Raw genomic sequence first — 16,721 nt, 5'->3', positions numbered from 1 at the left:
TCCTGGGGTATCAGGCCTTGTGCATGAGTGTACGTGTCCGTACGCGAAGTGAAGAAAACACTGAACCGGAGCTGAGGATCGCCCCGCAGCCGTTGATCGCCCAATGCGCCACGAACGACGGCCACCACCTGCCGGTATACCGGCCGATCAGGTCGAAGACCCAGCCCGTCACAAAAGTGACCGTCATTGTCGGAATCACAGGGTGGCCGGACGCGCGCGCTGCGCCGACGTGCCACAGCGCGAACACCGCCGGACCCACGAGAGCTCCGGCAGGTGCCCCGAAGGACCGCTGCAGAGCGGGGGTCAACGCACCCCGGAACAGCAGTTCCTCACCGAGCGCGGTACCCAGCGGAATGTCCACCAGTACCCACCGGGCGAGCGGCGGCGGTGCGTCCCGGCGTACCGGCAGGGTCGCCGAGACTCCGCCCACCGCCAGCGCTGCACCGACCACGGCCGCGGGCACCGTCGGTACATCGGTCCGTGCGAGAGCGGCACCGGCGAGGCAGAACGTGGTGGTCGCCGCCGCGCGTGCGCCCGGCCCCCACCGGTATCCACGGACCAGCCGCGGCAGGACCGCGTTCGACCAGGCGATCGCAGCGCCGGCGGCCAACACCGGTCCGCCGCGCCCGGCCGCCCGATCCGCCGCGGTCACTGCATCGAGACCCAGGAACCCAGCGACCGGAACAGCGTCGCCGAGAAGGGCAGGTCGGTACCGTACCGAGCCGGATCGCGCGAATCGTCCTCCTGCAGTGCATGGCTCACGCCACGGAGCCGGATGAAGTTGACGTGGGTGCCGGTCATCACGTCCGCCAGGTTCTGCACGGAGCGGCAGTCCACCGCCACATCCGAATCGGAGCAGCTGAGCAGGTTGTGCTTGAGCCGCGGCAGCTTCATCGCCGTCTCCAGAACGTTCGGTGTCCCTGCGGGCAGGTCTGCGATCACCGGCTCGATCAGCGCCACCGGAACCGGTTGGCGACCGGTACCGCCGGTCCCGAGGGCCAGTGCCAGCGGCGCCGCGGAACCGTGCCCGATCGCCAGCAGGCGGGTGTCGTCGAGTCCGGAGCGCGCGGCGAGGGCGGCCATGCCGCGTCCGGCCCGATCCAACAGCCGCTGATGGTCGGGAGCGCCGGCGGGTGGGCCGTCGAAACGCAGGGAGGCCACCCCGAACTGGGCCAGCATCACCGACAGTTCACGTGCGGCGACCTCCCCCGACTTGTCCGGTGACCCCAGGATCAGGGCGGCCCGTAGACGCTGCGGGTCGCGCGGCGAGACGTACGTGGCGGCACCGTCACCGCCGGGCACCTGCTCGGACGACTCGTTCCAGCCCGCCGGCAGCGCGGCCGGGGCGGGCGGAGCGGGGGTATTGGAGATGACCGGGGTGGGCTGGTCCGACGAGCACGCGCCGATCGTGAGGAACACTGCGGCGAGTACCGCCACCAACCGGATCCGGGCCTGAGTCATCGACATCCTTCTCTCGAACCTGTGCGGGGTCAGCGCAGTCGTTCCGCAGCCCGGGCCAGTTGAACCAGGCGATCGGCGAGGCCGGTCAGTTCGGCGGGGTCGGCGCCCTCCGCGATCGCGGTGCGGACGTCCTCGGCTGCGCACCTCACCTCGAACATACGCTCTCCGACCGCGTCCGCCTCGACCGCGGTGAGCACCACCGAATCCGGCGCCAGAGAGGTACCGGCGAGCACGGATCGAGCCTCGTAGGCGCGTTGGCGGCAGGACCTGCGACAGTACTTGCGGGTCCGCCCGGGCCCCTCGGAGACCACCTCGCGGCCGCACCAGGCGCAGGAGGCGTACCTGCGGCGGCGAGCGGTGGGCATGCCGGACAGTCTAGTGAACGGGTAGACTGGGAATGTTCGGCGTACGGCGATCGTTGGGAGAAGCATGGCAGATCGAGTTCTACGGGGCAGCCGCCTTGGCGCGGTGAGCTATGAGACGGATCGGGACCACGACCTCGCTCCGCGCCGCGTCGCGCGGTACCGCACCGACAACGGCGAGGAGTTCGACGTCCCGTTCGCGGACGACGCCGAGCTTCCTGGTACCTGGCTGTGCAAGAACGGTCTCGAGGGCACTCTGATCGACGGCGTCGTCGCCGAGGAGAAGAAGGTCAAGCCCCCGCGCACCCACTGGGACATGCTGCTCGAGCGGCGCTCCGAGGGTGAGCTCGAGGAACTGCTCAAGGAACGGCTGGACCTGCTCAAGGCACGCCGCGGCAAGTAGCCGCCGCAGCCGGTAGCGAGACATCGAGGAAGGGCCCCGGATGAATCCGGGGCCCTTCCTCGTGTTCGCGCACGTGAGCGGGCGTTACTTCCCGAGCAGCTTCGCCAGCTTGCGCTTGCGGGCCCGCAGGCCCCACTTCGGGACCAGAGTCGCGGCCTCCTTGAAGATCGAGCCGCTCATCTTGGACTCGCCGATCACCCGCTCGGTGAAGGTGATCGGAACCTCGACCACGGAGAACCCGGCCTGCACCGCGCGCCAGGTCAGATCGATCTGGAAGCTGTAGCCGAGCGATTCCACCTCGTCGAGCCCCAGCCCCTGCAGGGTCTCGCGGCGGAAGGCCTTGTAGCCACCGGTGATGTCGCGGATGCGGGTGCCCAGCATCACCTGGCTGTAGATGTTGCCGCCCCGGGAGATCAGCTGGCGTGAGAGCGGCCAGTTCACCGTCTTGCCGCCGGCGACGTACCGGGAGCCGATCACCAGATCGGCGCCCGCGTCGATCGCGGCCAGGTGCCGTTCGAGCTGTTCCGGTGCGTGCGAGCCGTCCGCGTCCATCTCCACGATCACCCGGTAGTCGTGGTCGAAGGCCCATCGGAAGCCGGCGATGTAGGCACCGCCCAGACCGTTCTTCTCGGCGCGGTGCAGCACGTGGATCCGCGGATCCTCTGCGGCCATCGAATCGGCGAGGTCACCGGTGCCGTCGGGGCTGTTGTCGTCGACCACGAGGACGTCCACGCCCGGCTGGGCGCGGTGCAGCCGGCCCACGATGAGCGGGAGGTTCTCCAGCTCGTTGTAGGTGGGAATGATCACCAGCGTCTTCGACGAGGGAGACGACGGCAGCTCGGTCATGAAGGTTCCTCGGTCCGTTCTCGGGGCTGAATCAGACCTCCATCGTGCCTTATCGCCACCGCGATTCCGCACAGGGTGGCCAGCAGCAGCACCAGGTTGCCCCATTCCCCCAACCGGGCGGCGGGTGTCACCGCGTCCCGCAGGGAGATCGTCTCCACCAGGTGCCCGTTGGTCCACATGGACGTCTGCCTGGTGACCTCACCGTCCGGGCGCACCAGCGCACTGACGCCGGTGGTGGCCGCCACCACCACGTCCCGGTCCAGTTCCACAGCGCGCACCCGGGACATGCCGAGCTGCTGATAGGTCATCCCGGTGCGGCCGAAGGTGGCATTGTTGGTCGGCACCGTCAGCACCTGAGCACCGTTGCGCACCGACGCGCGGGCGGCCCGGTCGAAGGCCACCTCGTAACAGGTGGCCACACCCAGCGGGACCCCGCCGCCCTGGACCACGCCGTTCCCGGTTCCGGGGGTGAAGTTGTTCGCCAGGTCCACGTAATCGCTGAAGATCCGGAAGAACTCCCGCATCGGCATGGTCTCGCCGAAGGGCTGCAGGATCGCCTTGTCGTGCCGGCCGGCGGCACCCTCGGGACCGATCAGGATCATGCTGTTGTAGTAGCGGCCGGACTCGTCGTAATGCACGGTTCCCACCAGGATCGGGGCCCCCACGTCGGCGGACGCCGCTCGTAGCCGCGCGGCCACCTCCGGATCACGCTCGGGTGAGACGTCCGAGGAGTTCTCCGGCCAGATCACCACATCGGGCCGGCGCACCCTGCCCTCGCGGATCTCGGCCGCGAGGCGGTGTGTCTGCGACAGGTGGTTGCTCAGTACCGCCTCCCGCTGCGCGGCCTGGTCCCACCGCTGTTCGGGGACGTTGCCCTGGATCGCGGCGATGGTCACCGTGCGACCGTCCGACGGTGCGCCGACGAACGGCCACGCCGCGGCGGCACCGATCCCCACCAACGCGATCGACGCAGCGGGCACCAGGAGCGCCCGTACGCCCGTGCGCCGCCACAGCGCCACCGCCACCGCAGCCAGACTCGCCCCGGCCAGTGCCACCGCGAACGACAGCCCCGGAGCCCCGACGTACCGGGCCAGCGAGAGCAGCGGACCGTCGCCCTGGCTGAACGCGAGCCGTGCCCACGGGAAGCCGCCGAACGGGAAGCTGGACCGGGCCCACTCGGTCGCCGTGAACGCGGCGGCGATCCACACCGGTGCGCCCGGAGCGCGGGCCAGTCGTGCGGATATCAGTCCGAACGCGCCGACGTACAACGCGCAGGTGATCGCCAGCCCGATCCAGGGCAGTGCCCCGACCATGGAGTCGATCCATTTGAGGAGCGGGACGAAGACCCCGATGCCGGTGAGCAGCCCGTACAGGAACCCACCGCGCAGCGTCACCCGCTCACCGGCGGTGAGGACGGTGACCAGCACCGCGATCCCGAGCGGCGCCAGCCACCACAGGCCGGAGGGAGGAAAGGCGAAGAAGAGCGCGATACCGGCGATCAGGCTGGCGCCGGCGCGGAGCAGGACCGTCATGCCGCGAACACCGTCCGCCCGTCGACGACGGTGCGCAGGCACTGCGGCAGCGGGGCCGCCGGCGCCAGGTCCGGGAGCGGGGCGACGCCGGCGCGGGGATCGGTGGACCACCGCTGTACCGCGTCCGACGGTGCCCGCACCACGAGTTCGCCGGCGTCCCACACGGCGAACGTGGCGGGCGCACCGGGAACCAGGGTCCCCGCGACACCGTCGCGCCTGCCGCCGGCCCGCCAGGCGCCGCGGGTCGATGCCGCGAAGGCGGCCCGCGGTGAGACGGCGCTACCGGGGCTGCGGTGCGCCGCCGCGGCACGGACCGTGGCCCACGGGTCGAGCGGAGTCACCGGGGAGTCGGAGGAGAAGGCCAGCGGGACCGCGTTGCGGGCCAGCAGCGCGAAGTCGTTGAGCCGCGCCGCGCGGTCGGCGCCGAGACGCCGCGCGTACATGCCGTCCGGTCCGCCCCACCGGGCATCGAACTGCGGTTGCATGGACAGGTTCACCCCCCATGCCCCGAGCTGCTGCGCCTGCTCGGCGGTCACCATCTCGGCGTGCTCGATCCGGTGCCCGGCCGAGGCGATCCGCGGTGCCCCGAAGTGCTCGACCGCCGCGGCGAAGGCGGTCACCACGCGGGTCATCGCGGCGTCACCGATCGCGTGGAAACCAGCCTGGACGCCGGCCTCGGTGCAGGCCAGGATGTGCGCGGTGATGGAGTCCTGATCCAGGAACGCCGTGCCCCGCTCCTCAGCGGAGGGTGCATCGCAGTAGGGCGCGTGCAGCAGCGCGGTACGGCTACCCAGTGAGCCGTCCACGAACAGGTCACCGGCGAGGGCGTGCGCGCCGGTGCGGTCCAGGATGTCCCGGACCGCGGCGGCGTCGCGGGCGGCCTCACCCCAGTACCTGGTCACCTGCACTCCGTGCTCGACGGCGCCGAGGAGCGCGAAGTCCCGCTCCCCCGCGATCTGCGGGCCGCCGCACTCGTGCACCGCGGCGATCCCGGTGGCCGCTGCGGCGTCCAGGGCCGCGCGGTGCGCGGCGGTGATCTGTGCGTCGGTCAGCGCTGCGTGCGCGACTTCCCGGGCGGCGTGATGCGCGGCGCCGGTGAGCGGACCGTCGGGCGAGTACCCCGGCAGCTGTGCGAGGCCGGGGATCCGTTCGCGCAGCGCGGTGCTGGCCTGCGCGGAGTGTTCGTCGACCCGTGCCGCGTAGACGATGCGGCCCGCGTCGAGATCGGTGCGCTGCAGCGGCGCGTCCCAGGTGGTGTCGTCCCAGCCGCGAGCGACGACGGCCTGGCCGTCGGTGTCGCGCAGCGCCTCGATCACCTGCGATCGGGTTCCTGACAACTCCGGTGAGGTGAGTCCGAGACCGGTCGCACTCAGGTGCACGTGGGTGTCGACGAAAGCGGGTGCGAGAAAGGCGCCGGCCAGGTCCGTGACCGGCAGAGCAGGGTGCAGCGCGCGTGCCGCGTGGTCCTCCCCGATCCAGGTCACCACGCCGTTCTCGTGTGCGATCGCGGTCGCTGAAGTGGATGTGGGCGTGTAGATACGCCCGCCGACGAGGAGTTCTGCGGTCACCGTCTCAGTCTGCCAACTACTGCGCCGGCGGCAACTCGCGGTATCCGGGACGCGGGCCGGTCGGCTCCCCGGTGCCGCCGGTACCCGTGCCAGCCTGACCACCCCGTCCTCCCCCGGGCTGCTGGGCGCTCCGATCGTCGGCCACGACGCCGTCGACGACGGTGCCGTAGCCGCGCGGACGCCCGGACAGCACCGTCACCAGGCCGGACTCCTCCACGAAACCGGCGATCCGCTTCGCACCGACGTACGCGGCGACCGGCCGCACCACCGCCCGAACCGGTTTGACCAGCAGGACCATCCCCAGTGCCGTACTGACCACGCCGGGTACCGCGAGCAGGAGGACCGCGGCGGCGAGCAGGGCCGTGTCCATGAGTGCCGGACCGGCCGAGCGACGCCCGTCGAGCGCATCCGCCAGCCGGCCCAGCACGCCCGCGGCCGTGCGCCGCAGCATGAGCACACCGATGGCGGTGGCGGCGATCACGGCCAGCAGCGCCCATCCGAAACCCAGCCAGGCGACCAGGCCGGCGAACGCCGCGATCTCCACCACGAGGTAGATCAGGAACGCGAGGATCTTCATACCCCTCCAACGGACGATCCGGGCGGATCGTTCCCGGCTGCACCCGATCAGCGGTCCTCGAGATCGCCCTCGGTCTCCAGGTACACCTGCTGCAACTGCGCCAGCAGATCCGGATCCGGCTGCTTCCACAGTTCTCGCTGTGCCGCTTCCAGCAGGCGTTCGGCGATGCCGTGCAGCGCCCAGGGATTCGACTCCTCCATGAACGCGCGGTTCTCCGGATCGAGGACGTAGTTCTCGGTGAGTCGGTCGTACATCCAGTCCGCCATCACGCCGGCGGTCGCATCGAAACCGAACAGGTAGTCCACGGTGGCGGCCATCTCGAAGGCGCCCTTGTACCCGTGCCGGCGCATGGCCGCCATCCACCGCGGGTTCACCACCCGGGCGCGGAACACACGGGTGGTCTCCTCGTTGAGCGTGCGGGTGCGCACGCTGTCCGGGCGGGTCGAATCGCCGACGTAGGCCTGCGGGTCCGAACCGGTCAGGTGACGCACCGTGGCGACCATGCCGCCGTGGTACTGGAAGTAGTCGTCGGAATCGGCGATGTCGTGCTCGCGGGTGTCGATGTTCTTCGCCGCGACGGCGATCCGGCGGTACGCGTCGCGCATGTCGTCGGCGGCGGGCGCACCGTCGAGTCCGCGGCCGTAGGCGTAACCGCCCCACGCGGTGTACACCTCGGCGAGGTCGGCGTCACTGCGCCAGTTCTTCGAGTCGATCAGTTGCAGCAGGCCGGCCCCGTAGGTGCCGGGTTTGGATCCGAAGACGCGGGTGGTCGCGCGGCGGGCGTCGCCGTGCTCGGCGAGGGCGGCGCGGGTGTGCGCTGCCACGAAGTTCGTCTCATCGCTCTCGTCGAGATCGGCGACCAGTCGTACGGCGTCGTCCAGCATGGCCACCACGTGCGGGAAGGCGTCGCGGAAGAACCCGGAGATCCGGACCGTGACGTCGATCCGGGGACGGCCGAGCTCGGCGATGTCGATCACCTCCAGCCCGCTCACCCGCCGCGATTGCTCGTCCCACACCGGGGTCACACCGAGCAGTGCCAGCACCTCGGCGATGTCGTCGCCGGCGGTGCGCATCGCCGAGGTGCCCCACACCGACAGGCCCACCGACTCCGGGTAGCCGCCGTGCTCGGACAGGTACCGGGCGACCAGCGACTCGGCCAGTTCCTGCCCGGTGGACCAGGCCAGGCGGGACGGGACCGCCTTCGGGTCGACCGAGTAGAAGTTGCGGCCGGTGGGCAGCACGTTCACCAGTCCGCGCAGCGGCGAGCCGGACGGCCCGGCCGGGACGAATCCGCCCGCGAGGGCCCGCAGAACGTTGTCGATCTCGTCGCCGGTGCGGCGCAGCCGGGGCACGATCTCGGTGGCCGCGAAATCCAGGACCTTCGCCACCACGGGATCGTCGGTGAGCGCGGCGGTCCGTTCCGGCGACCAGTCGGTCGCGGCGCCCGCGAGCACCAGTTCACGGGCCCGGGCCTCGAACTCGTCGGTCCTGCCCCGGGAGTCCCCGGCGCCGACGGTGTCCTCGTCGAAGCCCAGCGCCTCCCGCAGACCGGGGGTGTGCACGGCACCGGCCCACATCTGCTTGGCCCGCAGCATCGCCAGCACCAGATCGGATTCGGCGTCGCCCGACGGGGCCGCTCCGAGCACGTGCAGGCCGTCGCGGATCTGCACGTCCTTGATCTCGCAGAGCCATCCGTCGACGTGCAGCAGCATGTCGTCGAAGGTGTCCTCATCGGGTTGATCGGTCAGCCCGAGGTCGTGGTCGAGTTTCGCGGCCTGCAGCAGTGTCCAGATCTGCTGGCGGATCATCGGCAGCTTCGCCGGATCCAGGCTGGCGACGTTGGCGTACTCGTCGAGGTGCTGCTCCAGCCGGGCGATGTCGCCGTAGCTCTCGGCGCGCGCCATCGGCGGGATGAGGTGATCGACCAGGACCGCGTGCGCGCGCCGCTTGGCCTGGGTCCCCTCGCCCGGATCGTTGACCAGGAACGGGTAGATCAGCGGGAGATCGCCGAGGGCGGCGTCGGTGCCGCACTCGGCGGACATGCCGAGGGTCTTCCCGGGCAGCCACTCCAGGTTGCCGTGCTTACCCAGATGGATCACCGCGTCGGCGCCGAAGCCGTTCTCCCGGTCCGCGAGCCAGCGGTAGCTGGCCAGGTAGTGATGGCTCGGCGGCAGGTCCGGATCGTGGTAGATCGCCACCGGGTTCTCCCCGAAGCCGCGAGGCGGTTGCACCATCACGGTCAGGTTCCCGAAGCGCAGCGCCGCGATCGCGATCTCGCCGGCCGCCGTGGTGAACAGCGATCCGGGTGCCTGTCCCCAGTGCTCGGTGACCGAATCCTGCAGCGCCTGCGGCAGTGTCGCGAACCAGGCGCGGTAGGTCTGCGGTGCCACGGTGACCTCGGTCGCGTCGAGCCGCTCGTCGGTGAGCCAGTCCGGGTCCTGTCCGCCGCGGGCGATCACCGCATGGATGAAGGCGTCGGAGTCGTCGGCGTCGAGGCCGGGGATGTTCGCGGTCTCGCCCAGGTCGTAGCCGGCGTCGATCATCCGGCGGATCAGTTCCAGGGCCGACTGCGGGGTGTCCAGGCCGACGGCGTTGCCGATCCGGGCGTGCTTGGTGGGGTACGCCGAGAGCATCAGGGCGATCCGCTTCTCGGCGTTCGGGATCGACCGCAGCCGGGCGTGCCGTACCGCCAGGCCCGCCACCCGGGTGGCCCGTTCGGCGTCCGGGACGTAGGCGGGCAGGCCGTCGTCGCCGATCTCCTTGAACGAGAACGGCACGGTGATGATCCGGCCGTCGAACTCGGGGATCGCCACCTGCGTCGCGACGTCCAGCGGGCTCAGCCCGTCGTCACTACCGACCCACTGCTCACGGGAGGTGGTCAGGGCCAGCGCCTGCAGGATCGGGATGTCGAGCGCGGCGAGGCGGCCCACGTCCCAGGATTCGTCGTCGCCACCGGCCGCGGCACCCGCGGCGTTCACGCCGCCGGCCGCCAGCACCGTCACCACCAGGGCGTCGAAGGTGGCGAGCAGGTCGAACAGCGCGTCGTCCGCGGCGCGCAGGGAGGCGCAGAAGACCGGTACCGCTGTGGCGCCGCGGTCGGCGATCGCCGCGGCGAGCGCATCGATGTAGGCGGTGTTCCCGGCGAGGTGCTGCGCCCGGTAGTACAGGACGCCGATCCGGGGGCCGGCGGTTCCGTGGGGCTCGGTGCTGCCCCACTGCGGCGCGGTCACCGGCGCTTCGAACCCTTCGCCGGTGAGCAGCACGGTATCGGAGAGGAACCGGTACAGCTGTTCCAGATTCTCCGGGCCGCCCTCGGCGAGGTACGCGTGCGCCTGCGTCGCGACGCCGGCGGTCACCGTCGAGGCCTCCATCAGATCGGCATCCGGGGCCTGCTCCCCGGAGACCACGACGACGGGTTTCCCGCATCCGGCGAGCGCATCCAGGCCGCTCTCCCAGTAGCGGCGTCCGCCCAGGATGCGGACCACCACGATGTCGGCGCCCTCGAGCAGCCCCGGCAGGTCCAGCTCCACGCTGATCCGCGAGGGATTGGCCCAGCGGTACGCGGCGCCACTGGCCTTCGCGCTCAACAGATCGGTGTCGGAGGTCGAGAGCAGCAGGATCATGTAGGCGACCCTATGTCACCGCTCGGCGGGGCTCCGGGACGGCCGGGTGACGGTGCCCGAGTGCAGTGCGGGCAGACGCTGGTACGCGCCGCGGATGTGCGCCTCGGCCAGCTCCGAGGCCCGTTCGGCCTCACCGGATTCGATCGCCGCCAGGATCTGCCGGTGCTCGCTCTGCAGCACGCAGGTCAGCTCCGTCCAGTCGTCGATGTCCTCGAAGGCGGCGAGGATCCCCGATCGCAGCGCATTGCGGATGGCGACGGTCACCGTGGTCACCAGTCGGTTGCCACAGGCCTCGGCGATCGCGGTGTGGAAGGCGGTGTCCGCGTCGTTGAACGCGGCACGGTCCTCCCCCGCGGCGTCCATCGCGGCGATCGCGGCCCGCACCGGAACCAGCTTCGCATCGTCGGCTCCCGAGGCGGCGAGTGCCACCGAGGACCGTTCGAGCAGGATGCGGGCCTCCACGATCTCCGGGAACTCGAAGTTGGTCAGCGCGATGTGCAGCCGCAGGAAGTGGGTCAGTGAGTCCGCAGGCATCGCACTGACGAAGGTCCCGGCCCGGGGTCCGCTCCCGGTACCGGCGGAGACCACCCCTTGCGCCTCCAGTACCCGCAGCGCCTCCCGCACCGCCGGCCGGCTCACCTGCAAGCGGGCCGCGAGATCGCGTTCGGCGGGCAGCGCATCGCCCACGTGCAGCGCGCCCGAGAGGATCTGCTCCTCGATGGCGCTGATGACCAGCTGGTACGTGCGGGTGCGGGACACCGGCTGCCAGTCGGGCGAGGTGCCCGCGGCGGGGCCGTCCGGGTCGTCATGCGGGTCGAGCGTCATAGGCACAGCTTCGCATGCGCGCCGATCGGGTGTTGACATGTGGCGCCCGTCACTTTACCGTCTCTTTCTGTGGTCGGACCACATGCCGGTCTGCCGAACTTCAGCCCTCCTCACCCCTCGGGAGAGACGTGTACGTACCTCAACTCGCGCCGGTCGCGGACAGCCTCATGTGGTCCGCACTGATCGGTACCCTGCCGCTGCTCACCGTCTTCATCACGCTCGGTGCGCTGAAATGGAAGGCCCACTACGCCGGGCTCGCCGGCCTGGTGGTGGCGCTGGCCGTGGCGGTCCTCGGCTACGGAATGCCGGTGGACCTGGCGGCACTGTCGGCCACTCAGGGACTGGCGTTCGGCCTGTTCCCGATCATGTGGATCGTGATCAGCGCGATCTGGCTCTACGAGCTCACCGTGACCAGCGGACGATTCGAGGATCTGCGCCGGGTGATCGACCGGATCTCCGACGATCCGCGGATCCAGGCGATCATCATCGCGTTCTGCTTCGGCGGACTGCTCGAGGCACTGGCCGGATTCGGCGCCCCGGTCGCGATCACCGGCGTCATGCTGATGGCGATCGGGTTCACACCGCTGCGCGCCGCCACCGTCGTCCTGCTGGCCAACACGGCGCCCGTCGCGTTCGGTGCGATCGCCACCCCGATCATCACCGCCGGCCGCCTGACCGGCATCGACTACCGCGAGATCGGCGCCCAGGTGGGACACCAGACCCCACTGCTGGCCCTCGTGGTGCCCGCCTTCCTGGTCCTGCTGGCCGACGGCAAGCGCGGCCTGCGTGAGGTGTGGCCGGTGGCCGCGGCCGTCGGCGTGGTCTTCGCCGTCACTCAGTGGCTCGCATCCACCTTCGTCTCGGTCGAGCTGACCGACATCGTCGCCTCGCTCGCCGGTCTCGCGATCACCGTCGTCATGCTGCGCTTCTGGCAGCCGTCCGGTACCGCCGAGGCCCGGGAACGACTCACCGCCGAACGCCGCCGCCAGCACGAACAGGACGCCGACGGTGCCGCGGCAGCATCGGTTCCGGACGGCGGCACCGGGAACACCGCGACCACCGGAGGCTCCGGCGTGTCGGGAGGCACACTCGGCACGGCCGTCCGAGACGACACCGATGCACGCACCCCGCTCGGCAGCACCCGGATCCTGCTGGCCCTGTTCCCGTACCTCCTGGTGGTGGCCGCGTTCTCGGTGACCAAGCTCGTCGCGCCGATCAACAAGGCGCTGCAGAGCACCGATCTCACCTTCGGCTGGCCGGGCCTGCACGGCCACATCGCCACCGCCTCCGGCAAGGTCGCCACCTCCACGAACTTCACCCTCGCGTGGCTGTCCTCACCGGGAACCGTCCTGCTGATCTGCGGCGCCGTCGTCGCTGCGGTCTACCGGATCTCGCCGCGTGTCGCGGTGGGCGTGTGGTGGTCGAACATCGTCCGGATGCGGTGGGCCATCGTCACCGTGATGCTGGTGCTCGGTCTGGCGTACGTGATGAACCAATCCGGCCAGACCCTCACCATCGGCACCTGGATCGCCGGGGTCGGCGCCGCGTTCGCCTTCTTCTCCCCGATCCTGGGGTGGCTCGGCACCGCTGTCACCGGTTCCGACACCAGCGCCAACGCCCTCTTCGCCACGCTGCAACAGGCCGCGGGCACCGAGGCCGGAATCTCGCCGACCCTACTGGTGGCCGCGAACACCTCCGGCGGCGTGGTGGGCAAGATGATCAGCCCGCAGAACCTGGCGATCGCCGCCGCAGCGGTGGGCATGCTCGGGCGCGAGGCCGAGATCTTCCGCAAGGTGATCTGGTGGAGCATCGGCCTCCTACTCGCCCTGTGCCTGCTCGTCGGCCTGCAGTCCCAGGTGCTCACCTGGATGGTGATCTGATGCGCGTCGCCCTGTTCGCCACCTGCTTCAACGACACCATGTGGCCGGAGACCCCGAAGGCGGTGGTGCGGCTGCTCGATCGCCTCGGCGTGGATGTCGAGTTCCCGCAGGCGCAGACGTGCTGCGGGCAGATGTTCACCAACACCGGCTACGCCGACGAGGCGATCGGCGGAGTCCGCCGGTTCGTGGACGTGTTCTCCGAGTACGACGCCGTGGTCGCTCCGTCCGGATCGTGCGTCGGTTCGGTCCGCCACCAGCACCCGGGGCTGGCCGACCGGGCCGGTGACCGCGGCCTGCGCACTGCGGTCGACGAAATGGTCCCCCGCGTACACGAACTCAGCGAGTTCCTGGTGGACGTCCTCGGCGTGACCGATGTGGGCGCCTACTTCCCGCACCGCGTCACCTACCACCCCACCTGCCACTCGCTGCGCATGCTGCGCGTGGGAGACCGGCCGCTGCAACTGCTGCGCGCCGTCCGCGGCATCGACCTCGTCGACCTGCCGGACGCCGACCAGTGCTGCGGTTTCGGCGGCACGTTCGCGCTGAAGAACTCCGACGTCTCGGTCGCGATGGGTACCGACAAGACCGCCCGCGTCGCCGGGACCGGTGCGGATGTGCTGGTGGCCGGAGACAATTCGTGCCTGGCGCACATCGGCGGGATGATGTCCCGGCAACGATCCGGAGTACGCACCATGCACCTGGCGGAGATCCTCGCGAGCACCGAGGGGGCGTCATGACCGCTCCTGCCGGACGGGCGGACCGTCGACCCGGCACCGCCGCGGCGACGGCCTCCGGACACCCGCACGTCGGGGTCACGGGCACCTTCGTCGGCATGCCGAAGTTCCCCACCGCTGCCCGGGCGGCGCTCGCCGACGCCACACTGCGGCGCAACCTCGGCCACGCCACCACCGTGATCCGCGGCAAACGTGCCGCGGTGGTCGGCGAACTCGACGACTGGGAGGACCTGCGGGACGCCGCCGCGGCGATCAAGACCCGCACCCTGCGTCACCTCGACCACTACCTGGAACAGTTCGAGGCGAACGCCGTGGCCGCCGGGGCGGTGGTGCACTGGGCCCGTGATGCCGAGGAGGCCAACCGGATCGTCGTCGACCTGGTCCGGCGGACCGGGGCCGACGAGGTGGTCAAGGTCAAATCCATGGCCACCCAGGAGATCGAACTCAACGAGGCGCTCGCCGACGCCGGCATCGACGCCTGGGAGACCGATCTCGCCGAGCTGATCGTGCAACTCGGTGAGGACTGGCCCAGTCACATCCTGGTCCCGGCCATCCACCGCAATCGCAGCGAGGTCCGCGAGATCTTCCTGCGCCGGATGAAGCAGGTCGGCCGCCCTGCACCGGAGGATCTGACCGACGAACCCGCCCGGCTCGCCGAAGCGGCGCGACTGCACCTGCGGGAGAAGTTCCTGCGAGCCGAGGTCGCCGTCAGCGGGGCCAATTTCGCCGTCGCTGACACCGGCAGCCTGGTCGTGGTCGAATCCGAGGGCAACGGCCGCATGTGCCTGTCGCTGCCGAAGACCCTCATCTCCGTGGTGGGCATCGAGAAGATCCTTCCCAGTTTCCGGGACCTGGAGGTGTTCCTGCAGGTGCTGCCCCGCTCCAGTACCGGTGAACGGGAGAACCCGTACACCTCGATCTGGACCGGGCCCGCCGGCCGTGGGGACGGGCCCGAGCAGATGCACATCGTGCTGCTGGACAACCATCGCACCGAGGTGCTCGGCGATGAGGTCGGGCGGTCCGCGCTGCGCTGCATCCGCTGTTCGGCCTGCCTGAACGTGTGCCCGGTGTACGAACGGGTGGGCGGACACAGCTACGGCTCGGTGTACCCCGGGCCGATCGGTGCCGTACTGACCCCGCAGCTGCGCGGAACCTCGTCCGAGGTCGACAAGTCGTTGCCGTACGCATCGAGCCTGTGCGGGGCGTGCTACGACGTGTGCCCGGTGAAGATCCCGATCCCCGACCTGCTGGTGCATCTGCGAACCCGGGTGGTGGACGAGCAGCGCGGCGGCTTGCCCAGCCCTGAGGCCGCCGCCATGAAGGCGGCCGCGTGGATGTTCGACTCGCCACGGCGATTGACCACGGCCCAACGAGCAGCGACCCTGAGCGGCAGGGTTTTCCGCAAGCGAGAGACTTTCGGACGGTTGCCCGGGCCGATGCGCGGATGGAGCGGTGAACGCGATACGCCGGTGCCGCCCACCGAGACCTTCCGGCAGTGGTGGAACCGCCGACATCAGGAGGAGGGCGAGCGATGAGCGCGCGTGAGGAGATCCTGCAACGGGTCCGTACCGCTCTGGCGGATGTGCCCGCAGGCGAGGATCAGCACCCGATCGACTGGGACTACGGCCGCACCGTCGGCACCGGCGATCTCGGACCGGTCGACCGGTTCGCCGAACGGGTGGCCGACTACCGGGCCCAGGTGTGGCGCTGCGCTCCCGCCGGCCTCGCAGAGGCCGTGCACGCTGCGCTCGGGCCGCACGCCGCCATGCCGGCCGGGTCCGGGCTCGACGCCGACGGGACGGCCGAACCGTCGGGAGTGCTCGGGGACGCCGTGGTCCGCGACCTGGTGGTCGGCCCGATCCCGTGGCTCGGTGACGACGCGCTCACCCCGTACGAGTTGGACGCCGCGGCGGCCGTGGTGACCACGGCGACGGTGGCGATCGCCAATACCGGCACCATCGTGCTCGACCACGGTCCCGGCCAGGGACGACGCGCAGTGACCCTGGTTCCGGACGTGCACGTGTGCATCGTCCGTGCGGATCAGATCGTCGACGACGTCCCCGCCGCGGTGGCGCGGCTGCGCGAGACCGGTGCGCACCTCCGCCCGCTGACCTGGATCAGTGGCCCCAGCGCCACCAGTGACATCGAACTGGACCGGGTGGAGGGCGTGCACGGACCGCGCACGCTGGAGGTGATCATCGTCGACTGACGGCGGCTCCGACCGAGTCCGGACGGGCCATGGTGACCTCGAGCAGCGCCATCATCGAGTGGTAGACGTCGGTGAGCGGGTAGATGTCGCGCGCGGCGCGCGCCCGGGCCACCGCGCCCTCGATCGAACTCATGAACACCGAGGCGAAGACCAGCGCTCCCTCCTCCTGCACGCCGTAATCCACCAGCGCGGCGGCGAAACGCCGCTCGCACTCGGTGTACGCGGCGGTGGCGGCGTCCTGGACCCGGGGCTCACCGTCGGCCAGGGCAGCGGCCAGCAGTGGGCATCCGACCTGGAACTCCGAACGCACCAACACCCGCTTCCACAACTCGATGAACCTGCCGATCCACTCGTTCGGCTGCCCCTTGGAGGTGGCGGCGTCGATGTACCGCAGGAGCCGGCGCCCGGCCAGCGAGGTGGACGCCTCCACCAGCTCGGCCTTCCCTCCCGGGAAGTACTGGTAGAGCGAGTTCTTCGAGGCGTGCGACTGTGCGGTGAGTTCGGCCAGGCCGGCATCCGCGAAGCCGTGTCGCCCGACCAGGTTCAACGCGGTGTTGACCAGGCGAACCCGCGGGCGCGGGCGCGGTTTCGGTGCGGCGGGCATCGGGGCGCATCCTCCTCGGGCGGGCAGTCAACGACGAATCTCTGCTGGCGAATGCTAGTAGATCACGGTGTGGCGGTTGTTTGAACCGCTCGGTTCA

At 70.5% G+C, this 16,721-nt stretch carries 15 protein-coding genes; 5 read left to right on the top strand and 10 right to left on the bottom strand.

The annotated features are described in order from the left end of the window. Positions 1-10 precede the first annotated feature (10 nt). Genes ACYVHG_RS02340 through ACYVHG_RS02330 form a run of 3 tightly spaced genes read right to left on the bottom strand, consistent with a single transcriptional unit; the run spans position 11 to position 1,826 of the window. Positions 11-652 (bottom strand): lysostaphin resistance A-like protein, encoded by a 642-nt coding sequence (locus tag ACYVHG_RS02340; RefSeq protein ID WP_461165810.1) that lies wholly within the window; start codon positions 650-652, stop codon positions 11-13. Next, complete coding sequence (locus ACYVHG_RS02335; protein WP_461165809.1) at positions 649-1,461, bottom strand: hypothetical protein; 813 nt, start codon at positions 1,459-1,461, stop codon at positions 649-651. Before ACYVHG_RS02335 ends, ACYVHG_RS02340 begins: the two co-directional genes overlap by 4 nt. 29 nt (positions 1,462-1,490) lie before the next feature. Then, positions 1,491-1,826, bottom strand: a complete 336-nt coding sequence (locus ACYVHG_RS02330) for a hypothetical protein (protein ID WP_461165808.1) — start codon at positions 1,824-1,826, stop codon at positions 1,491-1,493. Between the two features lie 64 nt (positions 1,827-1,890). Here ACYVHG_RS02330 and ACYVHG_RS02325 point away from each other — a divergent pair, with 64 nt between their 5' ends. Next, positions 1,891-2,226, top strand: coding sequence for an RNA polymerase-binding protein RbpA (locus ACYVHG_RS02325; protein WP_461165807.1), 336 nt, complete (start codon positions 1,891-1,893; stop codon positions 2,224-2,226). Between the two features lie 84 nt (positions 2,227-2,310). Here the strand turns inward: ACYVHG_RS02325 and ACYVHG_RS02320 are convergent, their stop codons facing one another. From ACYVHG_RS02320 to ACYVHG_RS02295, 6 genes are read right to left on the bottom strand one after another with little or no spacing between them, the layout of a single operon-like run. Then, positions 2,311-3,072 carry a polyprenol monophosphomannose synthase gene (locus tag ACYVHG_RS02320; RefSeq protein WP_461165806.1) on the bottom strand — a complete coding sequence of 254 codons (762 nt, stop codon included), beginning with the start codon at positions 3,070-3,072 and terminating at the stop codon, positions 2,311-2,313. After that, positions 3,069-4,604 (bottom strand): apolipoprotein N-acyltransferase, encoded by a 1,536-nt coding sequence (lnt, locus tag ACYVHG_RS02315; protein ID WP_461165805.1) that lies wholly within the window; start codon positions 4,602-4,604, stop codon positions 3,069-3,071. The genes ACYVHG_RS02320 and lnt overlap by 4 nt, the downstream gene beginning before the upstream one ends. Continuing rightward, entirely contained in the window at positions 4,601-6,172 is a 1,572-nt protein-coding gene (locus ACYVHG_RS02310) for an amidohydrolase (protein ID WP_461165804.1), read from the bottom strand. Before ACYVHG_RS02310 ends, lnt begins: the two co-directional genes overlap by 4 nt. Before the next feature lie 16 nt (positions 6,173-6,188). Then, complete coding sequence (locus tag ACYVHG_RS02305; protein ID WP_461165803.1) at positions 6,189-6,749, bottom strand: FxsA family protein; 561 nt, start codon at positions 6,747-6,749, stop codon at positions 6,189-6,191. Between the two features lie 47 nt (positions 6,750-6,796). Further along, complete coding sequence (gene cobN, locus ACYVHG_RS02300; protein ID WP_461165802.1) at positions 6,797-10,372, bottom strand: cobaltochelatase subunit CobN; 3,576 nt, start codon at positions 10,370-10,372, stop codon at positions 6,797-6,799. 15 nt (positions 10,373-10,387) lie between these two features. After that, positions 10,388-11,197 (bottom strand): FadR/GntR family transcriptional regulator, encoded by an 810-nt coding sequence (locus ACYVHG_RS02295; protein WP_461165801.1) that lies wholly within the window; start codon positions 11,195-11,197, stop codon positions 10,388-10,390. A gap of 167 nt (positions 11,198-11,364) precedes the next feature. Between ACYVHG_RS02295 and ACYVHG_RS02290 the strand changes: the two genes are divergently transcribed. The 4 genes from ACYVHG_RS02290 to ACYVHG_RS02275 are packed head-to-tail and all read left to right on the top strand — an operon-like array spanning position 11,365 to position 16,020. Then, entirely contained in the window at positions 11,365-13,077 is a 1,713-nt protein-coding gene (locus ACYVHG_RS02290; protein WP_461165800.1) for an L-lactate permease, read from the top strand. Then, the gene (locus ACYVHG_RS02285) at positions 13,077-13,814 is read left to right on the top strand and encodes a (Fe-S)-binding protein (RefSeq protein WP_461165799.1); all 738 of its coding nucleotides are present in this window, start codon (positions 13,077-13,079) and stop codon (positions 13,812-13,814) included. Before ACYVHG_RS02290 ends, ACYVHG_RS02285 begins: the two co-directional genes overlap by 1 nt. After that, positions 13,811-15,346, top strand: a complete 1,536-nt coding sequence (locus ACYVHG_RS02280; RefSeq protein ID WP_461165798.1) for a LutB/LldF family L-lactate oxidation iron-sulfur protein — start codon at positions 13,811-13,813, stop codon at positions 15,344-15,346. Before ACYVHG_RS02285 ends, ACYVHG_RS02280 begins: the two co-directional genes overlap by 4 nt. Further along, complete coding sequence (locus ACYVHG_RS02275) at positions 15,343-16,020, top strand: LutC/YkgG family protein (RefSeq protein ID WP_461165797.1); 678 nt, start codon at positions 15,343-15,345, stop codon at positions 16,018-16,020. The genes ACYVHG_RS02280 and ACYVHG_RS02275 overlap by 4 nt, the downstream gene beginning before the upstream one ends. On the opposite strand, the gene ACYVHG_RS02270 is transcribed toward ACYVHG_RS02275, so the two are convergent. After that, positions 16,007-16,624 (bottom strand): TetR/AcrR family transcriptional regulator, encoded by a 618-nt coding sequence (locus ACYVHG_RS02270; protein ID WP_461165796.1) that lies wholly within the window; start codon positions 16,622-16,624, stop codon positions 16,007-16,009. The genes ACYVHG_RS02275 and ACYVHG_RS02270 overlap by 14 nt on opposite strands. Positions 16,625-16,721 lie beyond the last annotated feature (97 nt).

The organism is Tsukamurella serpentis (genome assembly GCF_054780975.1).
The sequence above is the reverse complement of the archived record's forward strand: the minus strand, read 5'-3'. Positions and strand labels throughout refer to the sequence as shown.

Excerpts from the sequence above, each read along its gene's own strand:
- ACYVHG_RS02330 (WP_461165808.1), bottom strand. The coding sequence starts at position 1,826 with ATGCCCACCGCTCGCCGCCGCAGGTACGCCTCCTGCGCCTGGTGCGGC.
- ACYVHG_RS02325 (WP_461165807.1), top strand. The coding sequence starts at position 1,891 with ATGGCAGATCGAGTTCTACGGGGCAGCCGCCTTGGCGCGGTGAGCTAT.
- ACYVHG_RS02280 (WP_461165798.1), top strand. The coding sequence starts at position 13,811 with ATGACCGCTCCTGCCGGACGGGCGGACCGTCGACCCGGCACCGCCGCG.
- ACYVHG_RS02285 (WP_461165799.1), top strand. The coding sequence starts at position 13,077 with ATGCGCGTCGCCCTGTTCGCCACCTGCTTCAACGACACCATGTGGCCG.
- ACYVHG_RS02305 (WP_461165803.1), bottom strand. The coding sequence starts at position 6,749 with ATGAAGATCCTCGCGTTCCTGATCTACCTCGTGGTGGAGATCGCGGCG.
- ACYVHG_RS02275 (WP_461165797.1), top strand. The coding sequence starts at position 15,343 with ATGAGCGCGCGTGAGGAGATCCTGCAACGGGTCCGTACCGCTCTGGCG.
- ACYVHG_RS02320 (WP_461165806.1), bottom strand. The coding sequence starts at position 3,072 with ATGACCGAGCTGCCGTCGTCTCCCTCGTCGAAGACGCTGGTGATCATT.
- ACYVHG_RS02295 (WP_461165801.1), bottom strand. The coding sequence starts at position 11,197 with ATGACGCTCGACCCGCATGACGACCCGGACGGCCCCGCCGCGGGCACC.
- ACYVHG_RS02335 (WP_461165809.1), bottom strand. The coding sequence starts at position 1,461 with ATGACTCAGGCCCGGATCCGGTTGGTGGCGGTACTCGCCGCAGTGTTC.
- lnt (WP_461165805.1), bottom strand. The coding sequence starts at position 4,604 with ATGACGGTCCTGCTCCGCGCCGGCGCCAGCCTGATCGCCGGTATCGCG.
- ACYVHG_RS02270 (WP_461165796.1), bottom strand. The coding sequence starts at position 16,624 with ATGCCCGCCGCACCGAAACCGCGCCCGCGCCCGCGGGTTCGCCTGGTC.
- ACYVHG_RS02290 (WP_461165800.1), top strand. The coding sequence starts at position 11,365 with ATGTGGTCCGCACTGATCGGTACCCTGCCGCTGCTCACCGTCTTCATC.
- cobN (WP_461165802.1), bottom strand. The coding sequence starts at position 10,372 with ATGATCCTGCTGCTCTCGACCTCCGACACCGATCTGTTGAGCGCGAAG.